Origin of the sequence: Mesorhizobium sp. IMUNJ 23033, assembly GCF_044778005.1 — a bacterium.
GTDB lineage: Bacteria > Pseudomonadota > Alphaproteobacteria > Rhizobiales > Rhizobiaceae > Mesorhizobium > Mesorhizobium amorphae_A.
In genome coordinates this window covers 357,928-372,761 of record NZ_JBJACT010000001.1, presented here as the reverse complement: position 1 = coordinate 372,761, position 14,834 = coordinate 357,928, and the positions used below count along the sequence as shown (strand labels likewise).

General features: G+C 64.5%; 10 protein-coding genes. 5 read left to right on the top strand and 5 right to left on the bottom strand.

What is annotated here, in order from left to right; genetic code table 11:
• The first annotated feature begins 157 nt into the window (after nt 1-157).
• From ACFX5Q_RS01810 to ACFX5Q_RS01790, 5 genes are all read left to right on the top strand, one after another.
• Nucleotides 158-1,039 (top strand): BadF/BadG/BcrA/BcrD ATPase family protein, encoded by an 882-nt coding sequence (locus ACFX5Q_RS01810; RefSeq protein WP_404274900.1) that lies wholly within the window; start codon nt 158-160, stop codon nt 1,037-1,039.
• On the top strand, nt 1,036-1,815 hold the full coding sequence (locus ACFX5Q_RS01805; RefSeq protein WP_006202301.1) for a GntR family transcriptional regulator: 780 nt from the start codon (nt 1,036-1,038) through the stop codon (nt 1,813-1,815). Before ACFX5Q_RS01810 ends, ACFX5Q_RS01805 begins: the two co-directional genes overlap by 4 nt.
• On the top strand, nt 1,812-2,849 hold the full coding sequence (locus ACFX5Q_RS01800; RefSeq protein ID WP_404274898.1) for an SIS domain-containing protein: 1,038 nt from the start codon (nt 1,812-1,814) through the stop codon (nt 2,847-2,849). Before ACFX5Q_RS01805 ends, ACFX5Q_RS01800 begins: the two co-directional genes overlap by 4 nt.
• Nucleotides 2,846-4,018: an N-acetylglucosamine-6-phosphate deacetylase gene (gene nagA / locus ACFX5Q_RS01795; protein ID WP_404274897.1), complete on the top strand. Its 1,173-nt coding sequence runs from the start codon at nt 2,846-2,848 to the stop codon at nt 4,016-4,018. Before ACFX5Q_RS01800 ends, nagA begins: the two co-directional genes overlap by 4 nt.
• 141 nt (nt 4,019-4,159) lie before the next feature.
• Nucleotides 4,160-5,272 (top strand): NAD(P)/FAD-dependent oxidoreductase, encoded by a 1,113-nt coding sequence (locus ACFX5Q_RS01790; protein ID WP_404274895.1) that lies wholly within the window; start codon nt 4,160-4,162, stop codon nt 5,270-5,272.
• A gap of 35 nt (nt 5,273-5,307) precedes the next feature.
• Here ACFX5Q_RS01790 and ACFX5Q_RS01785 read toward each other — a convergent pair whose 3' ends face one another.
• The 5 genes from ACFX5Q_RS01785 to ACFX5Q_RS01765 all read right to left on the bottom strand — a co-directional run bounded on the left by ACFX5Q_RS01785 (nt 5,308) and on the right by ACFX5Q_RS01765 (nt 14,829).
• On the bottom strand, nt 5,308-6,837 hold the full coding sequence (locus tag ACFX5Q_RS01785) for a malonyl-CoA synthase (protein ID WP_404274893.1): 1,530 nt from the start codon (nt 6,835-6,837) through the stop codon (nt 5,308-5,310).
• A 63-nt stretch (nt 6,838-6,900) separates the two neighbouring features.
• The gene (locus ACFX5Q_RS01780) at nt 6,901-7,641 is read right to left on the bottom strand and encodes a GntR family transcriptional regulator (protein ID WP_404274891.1); all 741 of its coding nucleotides are present in this window, start codon (nt 7,639-7,641) and stop codon (nt 6,901-6,903) included.
• A gap of 341 nt (nt 7,642-7,982) precedes the next feature.
• Nucleotides 7,983-8,660, bottom strand: a complete 678-nt coding sequence (rpe, locus tag ACFX5Q_RS01775; protein WP_006202308.1) for a ribulose-phosphate 3-epimerase — start codon at nt 8,658-8,660, stop codon at nt 7,983-7,985.
• Nucleotides 8,661-8,909: 249 nt separating this feature from the next.
• Nucleotides 8,910-10,853 (bottom strand): hypothetical protein, encoded by a 1,944-nt coding sequence (locus tag ACFX5Q_RS01770; RefSeq protein ID WP_404274889.1) that lies wholly within the window; start codon nt 10,851-10,853, stop codon nt 8,910-8,912.
• A gap of 127 nt (nt 10,854-10,980) precedes the next feature.
• The gene (locus tag ACFX5Q_RS01765; protein WP_404274888.1) at nt 10,981-14,829 is read right to left on the bottom strand and encodes a hypothetical protein; all 3,849 of its coding nucleotides are present in this window, start codon (nt 14,827-14,829) and stop codon (nt 10,981-10,983) included.
• Nucleotides 14,830-14,834: the final 5 nt, after the last annotated feature.

Below are 14,834 nucleotides of genomic sequence, written 5' to 3'. Positions count from 1 at the left end.
CTTGTCCACACGCATTAACGAAATCGCAGCCGCAAAATTCACTCGCCGGCAAATTACCTAGATTTTTCAATAAAATACGTCTTAATCTTTTTGAAACCGAAATTAACTCTTGGCTATTGGTATTTTATTGGTATTATTCGCTTGGAGGAGAAATCGCGTGAATTTCGTGCTTGGCATCGATGGCGGCGGCACCAGCTGCAGGGTAGCCCTTGCGACAGCGGGTGGCACGGTCGTCGGCCGCGCCAAGAGCGGCGCCGCCAACATCCGCACCGACCTCACCGGCGCCCGGACCAACATCGTCGAGGCGGCCCGGCAGGCGTTCATTGCTGCCGGACAGAATCCGGAACTGATCCCGCAGACCCCCGCCATTCTCGGCCTCGCCGGCGCTAATGTTGGCACTTACAGACAGCAGCTCGAGGCGATCCTGCCGTTCAGCCAAAGCCGCGTCGAGACCGATGCCGAGATCGCGCTGGAGGGCGCGGTTGGCTCCGGCGACGGCGCCATGGCCATCCTCGGCACCGGCACTGCGTATATGGCGCGCAAGAACGGCAGGTCGCGCGCCATCGGTGGCTGGGGTTTCCAGGTCGGCGACCAGGGCAGCGGCGCGCGCATCGGCCGCGACCTGCTCGAACAAACGCTGCTCGCCTATGATGGCATTCGACCGGCCTCGCCCTTGACAGACGCCATGCTCGCGGTCTTCCGCAACAATCCGGAAGACGTGGTCGAGTTCACCACCAACGCCAAGCCTGGCGATTTCGGCGGCTTCGCGCCCAAGGTCTTCGATCACGCCGCCAAGGGCGACATCGTCGCCAACTGGATCCTCGACAAGGCAATCGCCGATGTCGAGGCCTCGCTCGGCGCGCTCGATCTCTCGAGCGGTACGCCGCTCTGCCTGCTCGGCGGGCTGGCGCCGCTCTATGCGCCGCGCCTGTCGGCGCGCTACCAGGCGCTGCTCAAGCCGCCGCTCGACGATGCGCTGGGTGGCGCGGTGCAGATGGCGGTGCGCATTTTCGCCAATGCCGCGGAGACGGCCGGATGAACGCGGCCGACCAGATCTTCGCCATGCTGAAGGAGTCGTCGCAAAGCGGCGCCCCGCTCTATCTGCAGCTCAGGAAGAGCATCGAGGACGCGGTCAACCGCGGGTTGATCGGACCCGGCGACGCGCTGCCGTCCGAACGCGACATCGCCAGCAAGGCCGACATTTCGCGCGTTACCGTGCGCAAGGCGGTGCAGGACCTGGTCAAGGGCGGCATCCTCGTCCAGCGCCACGGCTCCGGCACTTTCGTCGCGCCGCGCATGGAGCGCGTCGAGCAGTCGCTGTCGCGGCTGACCTCGTTCACCGAGGACATGGCGCGGCGCGGCATGGCGGTGCGTTCGGCCTGGCTCGACCGCGGCCTCTATGCGCCCTCGCCCGACGAGATGATGGTGCTTGGCCTGTCGTCGAGCGAACTTGTGGCGCGCGTGGCGCGCCTGCGCATTGCCAACGACACGCCGCTGGCAATCGAGCGCGCCTCGCTGTCGGCCAGCGTGCTACCCGACCCGGAGGCAATCGGCTCGTCGCTCTACGCGGCGCTGGAAACATCCGGCAATCGGCCGGTGCGGGCGGTGCAGCGCATCTCGGCCGCCAATCTCGGCGACAGCGACGCGCGCCTGCTCGAAGTGCCGCCAGGCATTGCCGGACTGCACATTGAACGTATTTCCTATCTGGCGAGCGGCAAGGTGATCGAATTCACCCGCTCCATCTACAGGGGCGACGCCTATGATTTCGTCGCCGAACTCCGGCTGAGCGGGCCGGGCGAAGAGGGCCGGCCATGAGCACAACATCAACCACCCATATGCGACGCGAGATCGAGGAGATCCCGGAAGCCACCGCCCGACTGCTCGACGGCTCGGCGGCGGTGCTGACCGAAGCCGGGCGCGGCATTCGGGAGCGCGATCCGAGCTTCGTCGTCACAGTGGCGCGCGGTTCGTCCGACCATGCCGCCACCTTCATGAAATATGCCGTCGAACTGACCGCCGGCCTTGCGGTCGCTTCCGTGGGCCCGTCGATCGCCTCTATCTATGGCGCCAAGCTCAGGCTTGCCGGTTCGGCCTGCCTAGCGATCTCGCAGTCGGGCAAGAGCCCCGACATCGTCGCCATGGCGCAGGCGGCACGGGCCGGCGGTTCGCTGACCGTCGCCATCACCAACACCGCCGATTCGCCGCTGGCGCGCGCCTCGGACTATGCGATCGACATCCTCGCCGGACCCGAGTGCAGTGTCGCTGCGACCAAGACCTTCATCAATTCCGCCGTTGCCGGTCTCGCCTTGATGGCGCATTCCACCGGCGACGATGCGCTGCTGGCAGCACTCGCCCGCTTGCCCGAGCATTTCCGCAAGGCCATCGCCTGCGACTGGATGACCGCGCTGGCCGAGACGATCGAGAAGCAGAAGTCGCTGTTCATCCTCGGCCGCGGCCCGTCCGCGGCGATGGCCAACGAGGCGGCGCTGAAATTCAAAGAGACCTGCGGCATGCATGCCGAGGCCTATAGTGCGGCCGAAGTCATGCATGGCCCGCTGGCGCTGGTCGGACCGGGCTTCCCGGTGCTGGCGCTCGCCGCCCGCGATGCCTCGGAGCCTTCGGTGGCCGAGGCCGCCGATAGCCTGGCGGGCAAGGGGGCACCGGTGTTCGTCACCTCGGCGCTTGCCAACCGCGCTACGCGCCTGCCGCATGTCGCCACCGGCCATCCCCTGACCGATCCGCTGGCTCTGATCGTCTCCTTCTACATGTTCGTCGAGGCCTTTGCCCGTCATCGTGGCCTCGATCCGGACACGCCGCGCAATCTGCGCAAAGTGACGGAAACCGTATGAGCGACCGTTTTGCCCTGACTGGCGCCCGCATCTTTGACGGCGCCGACTGGCACGAGGATGCCGCCCTTGTCGTGCAGGGCGGTCTGGTCGAGGCCATCGTGCCTGCCGGTGCCATTCCGTCCGACGTCATCAAAGTCGAGACCGGCGGCGGGCTGCTTGCGCCGGGCTTCGTCGATTTGCAGGTCAATGGCGGCGGCGGCGTCATGCTCAACGACCATCCCGATGTCGCCTCGATCGAGACCATCTGCCGGGCGCATGCGCCTTTCGGCACGACAGCCCTGTTGCCGACTTTGATCACCGACACGCCCGCCATCACCGCCGCGGCAGTTGCCGCAGGTGCCGCGGCCGCGCGGCAGAAGCTGCCGGGCTTTTTGGGCCTGCATCTCGAAGGTCCGCATCTGTCTGTTGCCCGCAAGGGTGCGCATGACCCGGCGCTGATCCGGCCGATGACCGACGCGGATCAGGCAGGGCTGATCGCTGCGCGCGAAAGTCTGCCGGTGCTATTGACTACGATCGCGCCTGAATCCGTCGAGCCTACGCGCGTCACTGCGCTGGCCAAGGCCGGCATTGTCGTCAGCCTCGGCCACTCCGACACCGGCTACGCCACGGCGAGCGCCTTCGCCGCTGCCGGCGCGACGGTGGTCACCCATTTGTTCAACGCGATGAGCCAGATCGGCAACCGTGAGCCGGGGCTGGCGGGTGCCGCCATCGACACCGGCACATTGTTTGCCGGCATCATCGCCGACGGCATCCATGTCGATCCCGCCACCATGGCGATCGCTCTGCGCGCCAAGCAGGGGCCGGGCAAGATCGTGCTAGTCACCGACGCGATGGCGACGATCGGCACCGACATGACGTCGTTCACGCTGAACGGCCGCACCATCTACCGCAAGGACGGCAGCCTGCGGCTGGCCGACGGAACGCTTGCGGGTGCCGATCTCGACATGATCTCGGCGGTTCGATACGTCCACCGTGTCGTCGGGCTGGAGCTGTCGGAGGCGTTGCGCATGGCCTCGCTCTATCCGGCGCAGGCGATCGGCCAGTCGCACCGGCTCGGCCGTTTCGCCAACGGCACCGCGGCCGATATCGTCGCCTTGTCGGACGATCTGAACGTCAAGGGCGTCTGGATCGACGGCGCGAAAGTGTTTACGGACAGCAGCGCCACTTAGAGCGGTTCACCGTTTCACGGAAACGCAGAACCGCTCTATCTGTTTGTTTCGACGCAATTCCAAGGGAAAGCGCTACGCGCTTTTCCCGGGAAAACCGTTTCGCACTTTTCCTGGAATTGCTCTAGCGCTGAAAGCCTACCGATGCACACAGTCGATTGCGTTGTTGCCGGGGCGGGCGTCGTCGGCCTCGCCGTCGCCCGCGCTCTCGCTTTGTCCGGCCGCGAGGTGCTGGTGGTCGAAAAGGCCGCAGACATCGGCACCGGGACCAGTTCGCGCAATTCGGAAGTCATCCACGCCGGCATCTACTATAAGCCTGGAAGCCTGAAGGCCCGGCTCTGCGTCGAAGGACGCGAAAGGCTCTATGCCTATTGCCGCGAGCGCAACATCGGCCATGCCCGCACCGGCAAGCTGATCGTTGCCGTCGAAGCGGCGCAGCTCGACAGGCTGCAGACGATCCGGGCCAACGCGCAACGCAGCGGGGTTGCCGATCTCGAATTGCTGACACGCGCAGAGGCGGAAAGCCTCGAGCCCCATCTGACCTGCGCCGGCGCGTTGCTGTCGCCCTCGACCGGCATCGTCGACAGCCACGCGCTGATGCTGTCCCTGCGCGGCGACGCGGAAGCCGCCGGCGCTTCCTTCGTTTTCCTGACCACGGTTGCCGCGGCAGTCACTGGTGCCGATGGGGTGCAAATCCGTACGCTCGACACCAGTGGTGAGCCGTTCGAATTGAAGGCCGGCGCCTTCGTCAACGCCGCAGGCCTTGACGCGCAGGCCTTGGCCGGGCGCATCGAAGGTTTCCCGCAACGCCTCATTCCCAAGCAATGGCTGGCGCGCGGCAACTACTTTGCGCTTTCGGGCCGTTCACCCTTCTCGCGGCTGATCTATCCGGTCCCGGTCGACGGCGGCCTTGGCGTCCATCTGACGCTCGATCTCGGCGGCAGTGCGCGCTTTGGACCCGATGTCGAATGGATCGACCATGTCGACTATACGGTCGATCCCGGCAGGGCCGATTCCTTCTACGGCGAAATCAGGCGTTACTGGCCGGGTCTTGCGGACGACACCCTGCTGCCAGCCTATGCCGGTGTCAGGCCGAAACTCTCCGGTCCGGGCCAGCCGGCCGCCGATTTCCTGCTGCAAGGCCCGGCCGACCATGGCGCCGGCCCCATCGTCAATCTGTTCGGCATCGAGAGCCCCGGCCTGACCTCGAGCCTCGCCATCGCCGAGCATGTTTTTGGGCTGTTGTATCCGAACTGACCCGCGCAGGCTTCGATGCCAGGGCCGAATTCAGCTCATGAGCCGGCTTTCGCTGGCGCGAAAATGTCCTTGTAGGTTTCGCGTAAAAGATTCTTCTGCACCTTGCCCATGGTGTTGCGCGGCAATTCGTCGACGAAGATCACCCGCTTGGGGTGTTTGTACTTGGCGAGCCGTGCACCGATCGCCGCGATAATATCGGCGGCGCCGATATCAGACGCTGGTGCCCGCACCACGACCGCCGTGACGCCTTCGCCGAAATCCGGATGGGCAATGCCGATCACGGCACTTTCGCTGACCCCGACAAGCGCGTCGATCTCGCTCTCGATCTCCTTCGGATAGATGTTGTAGCCGCCGGAAATGATCAGGTCCTTGCCGCGCCCGACGATGTGCACATAGCCATCGGCATCGACTAGGCCGAGATCGCCGGTGATGAAGAAGCCGTCGTCGCGGAATTCGGCCTTGGTCTTCTCCGGCATGCGCCAATAGCCGGCAAAGACATTCGGACCCTTGACCTCGATCATGCCGACCTCGCCCTGGGAAAGTGTGCGGCCACTGTCGGGATCGGCGATGCGCAGCGAAACGCCCGGCAGGGGAAAGCCGACCGTGCCGGCGCGGCGCTCGCCATCATAGGGGTTCGAGGTGTTCATGTTGGTCTCGGTCATGCCGTAGCGCTCGAGGATGGCGTGGCCGGTGCGCTCGCGCCAGGCCGCATGCGTCTCGGCCAGAAGCGGCGCCGACCCGGATATGAACAGGCGGATGTTTTTCGCCGCCTGGCCGTCCAGGCCCGCCTGCTGCAAAAGCCTGACGTAGAAGGTCGGTACGCCCATCAGCGCCGTGGCGCCGGGCAGCAGCGAGACGATGCGGCCTGCGTCGAATTTCTGCTCGAACAGCATCGAGGCGCCGGCCATCAGGATGACGTTGGTGGCGACGAACAGGCCGTGCGTATGGAAAATCGGCAGCGCATGGATCAGCACGTCGTCGGTGGTGAAACGCCAATGCTCGACCAGCACCCGCGCATTCGAGGCAAGGTTATCGTGGCTGAGCATGGCGCCCTTCGAGCGGCCGGTCGTGCCTGACGTGTAGAGAATAGCCGCCAGATCGTCGGGCTCGCGCGCAACATCGTGGAATTCCTTTGGCTGGTGTGAAGCACTCTCGGTCAGTGAACCTTCGCCCTTGCTGCAAAGCGTGGCTACGGCGGCGCCCGATCTCTCAGCCAGAGGCCCGATATCGGCTGCCTTCGCGGGATCGCAGACGACCAGCCGCGGTTCGGCATCGCCGAAGAAATAGCCGAGCTCCGCCAGCGTGTAGGCGGTGTTGAGCGGCAGGAAGGCGGCACCGGCGCGCAGGCAGGCAAGGTAGAGAAAAATGGCTTCCGGCCTCTTCTCGACCTGGACGGCGACGCGGTCGCCCGGTCTGGCGCCGAATTGGACCAGAGCATGCGCCAGCTGCGCCGACTGGGCCAGCATGTCGCCATAGGTGATGGAGCGCCCGTCATCCGTCGCCATCAGCCGCCGCCCGGGCGCGGGCATGCGGGCGCGGAAAGCGTCGAACAGGTGATTGCTCATGGTTTTCCCTGATATGGCGTCTGCAGCAGCGCAAATATCAGATTTTTGGCGCGGGACGAGAAGCTATTTACGGCCGCGCGATGCCTTGCCGGCCTTGGCCTGTTCGTCCTGGGCAAAGCGCTCCATGCACATGGCCGCCGTCAGGCGGTAGTGGCTGAGCAGGGCTTCGACCGCGCCGTCGGCGTCGCCATCCAGCGTGCGCTCGCCGATCAGGCGATGCTCGCCGAGATCGTCGCGTTCGATTGCCGGGCTGACCTGCGACATCAGCCGGTAGCGGGAGGCTTGATCGGAAAGCTGGTCGCAGAACCCGACCAGCCAGTGCGACCGGCAGGCTGCAATCAGCGCTCGATGGAAGGAGCGATGCAGCTTTTCCCAGTCCGGATTGTTCGACGAGGGCTCGTCCGGCAGGCGGCGCGGGGCGCGCGCCAGGCGATGCAGCGCCAGCACGAGCTGCTCTTCCCATTCCGGCGTGCGGTGGGCGATCGATTCGCGCAGCCCCCGCTCTTCCAGCCAGCAGCGCGTGCGGGTCAACTCCTCCAGTTCCTCGGCGCTGACAGGCATGAGGAAGAAGCCGCGCTGGTCGTGGCGGCCAAGCAGACCTTCCGAGGCGAGACGGTTGAGAGCTTCGCGCACGGGCGAAGCCCCTGCGCCATACCGCGAAACCACCCACTCGACCCGAAGCTTGCTTTCGGTTTCGAGCACGCCGCGCAGAAGATCGTCGCGTAGCTGATGATAGACCGTGCTGGCGAGGGTGCTCTTGGGTCCGGCCCCTTCATCGCCCAGATCGGCGGTTCCGTATGTCAATATAGCTCCTGTTGCCTGCTTGGGCCCGTTGTGGATTCTTGTGTCAAAGCAGCATTGATCCCGTACGCGTAATATACCGCGCCCTGCTTTCGACGCTCAAGCAGAAGATGGCGGTATTCGACTTAAAGAGGAGAGATGGCAGTACCCCATCCGCCAATGTAACTATTGTCAGGAAAATCTCTTTGTCCCGAAGAAACCCGCGCACACCGAACAAGAGGCGTTTGGCGCGTTTCCTTTGCCGTTACAATCGGAAGTTTGGCGACCAAGCCCGTGCCTGGCCTAGCATTTCGGGTTTCATCGTCAGGACCGGCTGAAGCTGTCGAATCTTGCTGCAATCGATTTCAGATGGCGGCGCGGTCCGCTGCCGTCCTGATCGCCTCGATGTTTGCCCGATAGGCTTCGACGCTGCCGCCCTTGAAGATGGCCGCGCCCGCGACCAGCACGTCGGCGCCGGCAGCGGTGACCAGGGGCGCCGTCTCCGGCGAGACGCCGCCGTCGATCTCGATCCGGATCGGCCGCTTGCCGATCATCGCCTTGACCCGCTTCACCTTGTCGACAACGGCCGGAATGAAGGCCTGGCCGCCAAAACCCGGATTGACGGTCATGATCAGGATCAGGTCGAGCCGGTCGAGCACATATTCGATTGCGCTTTCCGGCGTCGCCGGATTGAGCGACACGCCGGCCTTCTTGCCGAGGTTCCTGATGGTCTGCAGCGAGCGGTCGAGATGCGGTCCGGCCTCGGCATGCACCGTTATGCCGTCGCAGCCGGCCTCGGCGAAGGCGGCCAGATAGGGGTCGGCCGGCGCGATCATCAGATGGCAGTCGAAAAAGGCCTTGGTGCGGTTGCGGATCGCCTTGACCACCGGCGGGCCGAAGGTGATGTTGGGCACGAAATGGCCGTCCATCACGTCGAGATGGATCCAGTCGGCGCCGGCCGCCGCGACGGCCTCGACCTCGTCGCCGAGCTTCGAGAAATCCGACGCCAGCACCGATGGCGCGATCAGGGTCTTTTGAGCCATGTCCGCTTCCCGTTCTTGGAACCCGCTCCCTAACGTATCGGCCCGAAAATCGGAACCGATTTTCGGAAAGCACGATGCGTAGATTCAAAAGTGTTAGAGCGTACTTTGTGCGTCCAAATGGACGCACGTCGCTCTAATGGTCCCGACGCTGCTTGTCGACAGAAATCCGGCGCCGGTGCGTTCTCCACACAAGAAGAGAGGCAGCCTCAGCCGCCTCTCTCCTTCCTATGCGTCAGGATTTCAGTTCGCCTACCGCCGCAGCTTGGCCTGCCCCGGCAGAAGAGACCTGGGCCTGCCTTGCTTCAACTTCTGCAAGTCCGTCACGCCCGGCTTGGGCACGCAATGTCCACGCACCAGCTTTTCGGTTGCCCGGCAGCCAGTGGTGATGATCGCGTCCTTCACGCACGCCTTGCCGACCAGATGGTAGCCGCGCTTGCAGTCGATGATGACGGGAGGCTTGCGCACGCATTTGCCGTTGATGCGCAGTTCGTCGCGCCTGCATTTGTCGGCGATCACCGGGTTCTTCACGCATTTCAAGCCGAGCTGACGATAGCCCGGCAGGCAGTGGATGCTGACGCCGATGCACCTGCCGTTGACGAGCTTCTCGGTGCTTTTGCACGCGGCAACGAGCGGCCTGTCGATGCATTTGCTACCCACCTGTTTCTGGCCGGGCAGGCATTTGCGGCCTGGATCGACCACCACCGGAGGCTGCCTGGGCTTGCCGAAGTCCGGACGCGTGCTGGAGACAAGATCGTCGGCCTCCGGTTCGAAGGTGCGCTTTATGCAGGTGAAATCCTCCTTGTCCGTATCGACGGTGGCGATGGTGCCATTCTGCTTGATCTCCTGCAGCGTGCACTGGATCGCGCGGGTTCTGACGATGCTGAGATCGTGGAAAGCGCTCGCCTTGAACGCACCGCCATCGTTGAAGGCGACCTTGGTTCCGGTGAAGAAGGCGCCGTTCGAGCAGCTGATCCTGTAGTGGAACGCGCCGGGCTCGTCGCGGCTCACTTCGAATGCGACCTGGCCCTTGCGTGGGCACAGTTTCTTTCCTCCGGCACTATCGGAAAAGGTCACTTCGCCCTGCCAATCGGCCTTTGCCGGCGGGTTGTCGGGATCGGCCTGCGGTGCGTCGGTGAAGCCGCCGCCGCCGGCGCCGGTACAATGCACCGTGATGTCCTTCCAGCCGTCGAAGGGTTCGAACGGACCATTGCCGACGATTTCGGTCTTATACTGGAAGTAGGCAGTTGCGCCGACATTCTCCCATTTCTCGTAGGTCGCGAAATAGCCGTTCTTGGCCGCGTCATATGACGCCCACGCCTGCTTGAACTCGGAGGTGATCGGTCCGCCGTCCTTCTGTCGCCAGATGCGCATAGAGACCGGCCCGGCCTGGTTGGCCTGCGCCCGGCTGGTAACCTTCAGCGAGGGGCAGACCGTGCCGGGCGTCGAGCCCGGTTGATTGGACTGGTAGGTGGTCAAGAACAGCTTGACGTTGTCGACCTCGAACTTGCCGAAATCGGCAGCGACGTCCTGGACCGCGGGCTTGATCACCGGATCGCAGACGATTTGGACCTGGAACGTGCCGTGCTCGGCGTAGTGCGAGTTGAAGAGTGGATAAGGCCAGCTGCCCGGCTGGGTTTCGGCGACGGCATTGTCCATGTCGAGCGCCTTGTCGGTAAGCGCCGTGAAGCTGGCGTGAAAAGTGTGGTTGAACGTGTAGGATTTCGTCGGTCCGTCGGCTTGCAGGTGCTGGTTGCACTTGGCGATGATCTGGTCGCCATAGGGCACGACGGCAATGCCGGTATCGGACGACAGCGGTATTTTGGACGGGTCAAAGGCGAAGTTTTCCTGGTGGTCGTAGTCGCGGCTGACCGGCGCGTCGCTCCAGATCGGCGGAAAAACGCCGCATTGGCCGGGTCCGCAGACGCCGAGTGCGACGCCGACATCCTGAACATAGCCGGGCCAGCGTGTATTGATCTTCATGTGGCCCCAGAACTGGACTGTGCCGCTCTTCAGCGTATCCCATTTCTGCTTGTCGCTCGAGACGACATGGAGGGTGGTGTTGACGCTCTGCGTGTCGAAGGACATCGACTTGATGTTGGCCTGTTCGGCGAAGGCGGAGGTGGTGGCTAGTCCGGCTGCGAGCAAGGCAACGGTCGCAACCGTATTGCGAAAGGCGTAGCTGACTGAAGACATATCTCTCTCCTGATGTGTTCCTTCAGGCGTTGGTCGCCGCTTGCCGCATCAAGGTTCACGCAATCAATCAAGCCACGAAAAACCCCGCCGGATTGCTCCGGCGGGGTTTGGTCTTTTGGTGCCAGGATTACGGCTTGGAGTTCAGGGTGGCCGGATCCTGCTGGTCCACCTGCGGCGCGCGCCTTGGCAGGACCTGCTGGAGGATGTTCGGATTGAGCAGCAGGTTCGGGTTGATCTCCGGCTGCCTGCGGATCGGCACGCAGTTCGGATATCTTCCAGTCGTCCCGGAGGGGCAGCGCCTGATAATGATCGGCTGGCATTCGCCGTTGATCAGCTGCGAGCCCGGCGCGCATTCCTGCCGAACCTTGCGGCAAGCGCCGTCACGGACCTCGGTGCCACGCGGGCAGACACATTCGCCGCGCTTGTTATGCACCTGGCCGCGGATGGTGCACTGCTCCAGCTGAGGCTTCTTCTGCCGGCAGGCGCCATTGCGGATCTCCGTACCCTTCGGGCAGACGCAATTGCCGTTGGAGTCGTGGACCTGGCCGCGGATCGTGCACTGCTCCGGCTTTGGCCGGACCGGGCGACAGGCACCATTGCGCACCTCAGTTCCTTTCGGGCAGACACAATCGCCGTTGGCGTTGTGGACCTGGCCGCGAATGGTGCACTGCTCCGGTTTCGGCCTGATCGGCCGGCAGGCGCCATCGCGCACCTCGGTCCCCCTCGGGCAGACGCAATCGCCGTCTGCGTCATGGACCTGACCGCGAATGGTGCACTGCTCGGGCTTCTGCTTGTCCCGCACGCAGGCATTCGCATTCCTGTCGAGATGCGTGCCGGCGGGGCAGCGGCAGTTGCCGTCCGCTGTCGGGACCGAACCGGGGATGGTGCAGCCCTGCGTGACCTTCACGCAGGCACCATTCTCAAGCTCGGTTCCGCGCGGGCAGATGCAACGTCCGTCCTCGGTGCGGATCTGGCCCTTGAGCAGGACGCAGGGCTTCGGCTTCGGGTCGGTGATGACGCCGCCGCCGGGCGAGCACTGGCCGTTTCGGAAGGTGGTGCCGGGCGGGCAGACGCACCTGCCGGCATTGTTCATGACGAAGCCTTGCGAGCATTCCTTCTCCACCTCGTTCTTGATGGTGAAGGGATGACAGGCATAGGCCTTGCCGCGATCGTCCTGGATGTTGGCCTGATCGCCAGAAAGCACGTCGCCGCCGCCTTGTACCCTTGTGTCGGGAGACAGGACGCCAACGCAGTTCTGGCCGTTGACCGTGCCCTGCAGATTGGCCAGACGGCCGTCGTCGGGAATGACCACGGTGACAGTGTGCACGTGGCTTTCCCCGGCGCCGAGCGTCAGATTGGCGATGCAGGACAGGGGCAAGGTTGCCGGTTCCGGCGAGCAGCCGAAGGGCGGCTCGATCGAGGTGATCGCAACGCCTTCCAGCCTGCCGAGGCCCTCCACGCCGATCGCATCACCGATGCGGACCGGACCTGAGAAGGGGGTCGTCCCGTCATTCGTGATGGTGATCTCGAACGTGCAGGGCCGGCCGGGCAGACACTCGCTGTCGCCAGTCTTCTCGACGCGGATGGTGGAGACCCCGCCGCCCTTGGCGCAAGCCTGGCCGATCGGGTAGACGATGTCGTCTCCCGGCGCCGGCCCGTAGGAGCCGCGCGCGCAGTTCTCGAACTCGCCATTGGCCGAGACCGTCACGTCGAAATGCCTTGAGGTTCCGGGCGTCATCACGGCGCCGGGAATCTGGCACGACAGCGCATTGGCGGGGACCGGTCCGCAAGCCCATTCCGCGCCGTCAGGAGTGACGGTCTGGATCTGGACCGGCGCGCCGCCAGCCACCAACGTCGCCGCATCGTTGACCCGCACCGGACCGGTGGGGGCAGCGGTGCCGAGGCTGATGACGGTGATGCGGCACGAGATGACCGCGGCACCGGCGAGCGAGCCGTTGCACACTTTGGTGATGCGCAGGGTCGGCTTGCCGCCATTGGGATGACGGAAGCGTTCCTTGGCGCAGGCCTTGTTGTTGGTGAGGTCGACCTCACCGGGGATGGGCTTCACCGCCGCGCAGTTCTCGACGGTGTCCGACTGATATCCGGCCGGCATCACCGCCTTGACGACGATCGGCGTCGAGGCGCCCGGCATCAGCACGATGCCGGCATTGTCGCAGCGGAACTGGCCGGGGCCATTCGGTCCGCATGTCCAGGGCGGGCTCGGACCGAAGGTCGAGGATGCCGGCGCGCCGCCTGGATAGTTGTCGATGACCGTCAGCGGCCCGTTATAGGGGACGCTGCCGTTGTTGATGATGTCGATCACGAAGTAGCATATGCCGTCGGGCGTGCAGACCGGGATGCGGGCACGCTTCTTCAGGATCAGGTCGACCTTCTTTTCGACCGGCGGCCGGCATTCCGGATCACGATCGCCACGCCGGCAGATCGGGATCGAGGCGCAGCCGCGATCGTTCTGCTGGCTGCCGAACAACGGCTTGCCGCTGGCGCCATGATTGTAGGTGGCGCAGTTGCGCAAAGCACCGCCTTGCCAGCCCCCGGCCGGCTTGAAGCCGAGCTTGAGGTCGACGGAAGCCCCCGGGTTGAGCGTGGTCACCGGATGGGTGCACGTCATCGGCGTTGCTCCGGGCACGCAGACCCAGGGCGGATTCGGCCCTGAATCGAGCGTGGAACCGGCCGGCAGCGTCACCTCGTCGAGGAGGATCTTGCCGTGATAGGGCGCGCCGCCGACATTGGTGACCCTGATGGTGAAGTCGCAGCCGCCGGCCATCGTGCAACGCGTCACGTCCGCGCGCTTCTCGACCTTGAGGTCCGGCTCCTTGTCGGGCGGGCATCTGAGGTCACGCGGAATGACGATGTCGATGGTCTGCGTGCAGCACAGGCCCCAGCCTTCCTCCGGGCCGGCATAGGTCTCGATACCGGTGACGATGAGGTGGATGACGTCGCCGGGCGATGTCCCGACGATCTTCCAGTTGAGCACACCGCCGCCCGCCGGCACCAGTTGCGTGTCGGGGATGATGGTGATGCCCGGCGTCGTCGTCGACACCTGCACCCACTTGCCGCCCATCTCCGGGCCAACCGGCATGTGGTAGATGAAGGCGCCGCCACCGGGCACGCAATCGACCTTGCCGCGCTCCACCTTGAAGCACTCCTTGCCGGGAGGTGGCGGCGGCCGGTTGCACTTGGTCAGGTCGATCTTGATCGAGGTCTTTTCGCCGGTGAGGAAATCGCCATCATCCGGTTTGCTCGGATCCTGCGACGGGATGATCTTCGCGGTGCCTGGTCCGGCGGTCACGGTGATCAGACCCTGGTTGTCGACGATCGGCGGCGCGGGAAAGGCCGCATGATCGATCTTGGCCGTGATGCGGAAATTTATGATGCGCTCGTTCGGAGCGCCGACGCCGTCGAGATCGGCGGCGGAAATCCGGAAATCGGAAACCGTCGCCGTGTCGTTCGGATCTGCCGACGTGCTGATCGTCGCACCCGGCAGCGGACCGCCGGACGAATCGGTGCCGTCACCGGACACGTTCACATTGACGATCTCGAGGCCGTGCGGAAGCTGGTCCTTGAAGTCGACCCTGATCTTTTTCAGTCTGGCTATGAGACTTGGATCGGCAAAGCCCTGCGGATCGCCGCGCAAGCCGAAGCTCAGCGAATAGACGACGTAGTCGCAGCCTCTTTGAGTGCCTTTCTTGGTGAAGAAAGGCACGATCCGGTCGGGCCTCGGATTGACGACACGCGAATTGTCGAGGTCGAGCCTCAGCTCCGGGCTGATCGGGACAGCGTCTTGCGCGAAGCCTTGTACCGGCGTCAGCATGGCGACCGCGATACCGGCCGCCATCAGCCAGCGCGCGCCGCGCCTGGCGAGTGACAGGGGTTTCATGATCGTCTCCATGACGGTTGGTTGCGTGCTGGTCGACCGGTTGCTCTGGGCGAGCGGGGAAAGTGCGAGATTCATCATCTTTC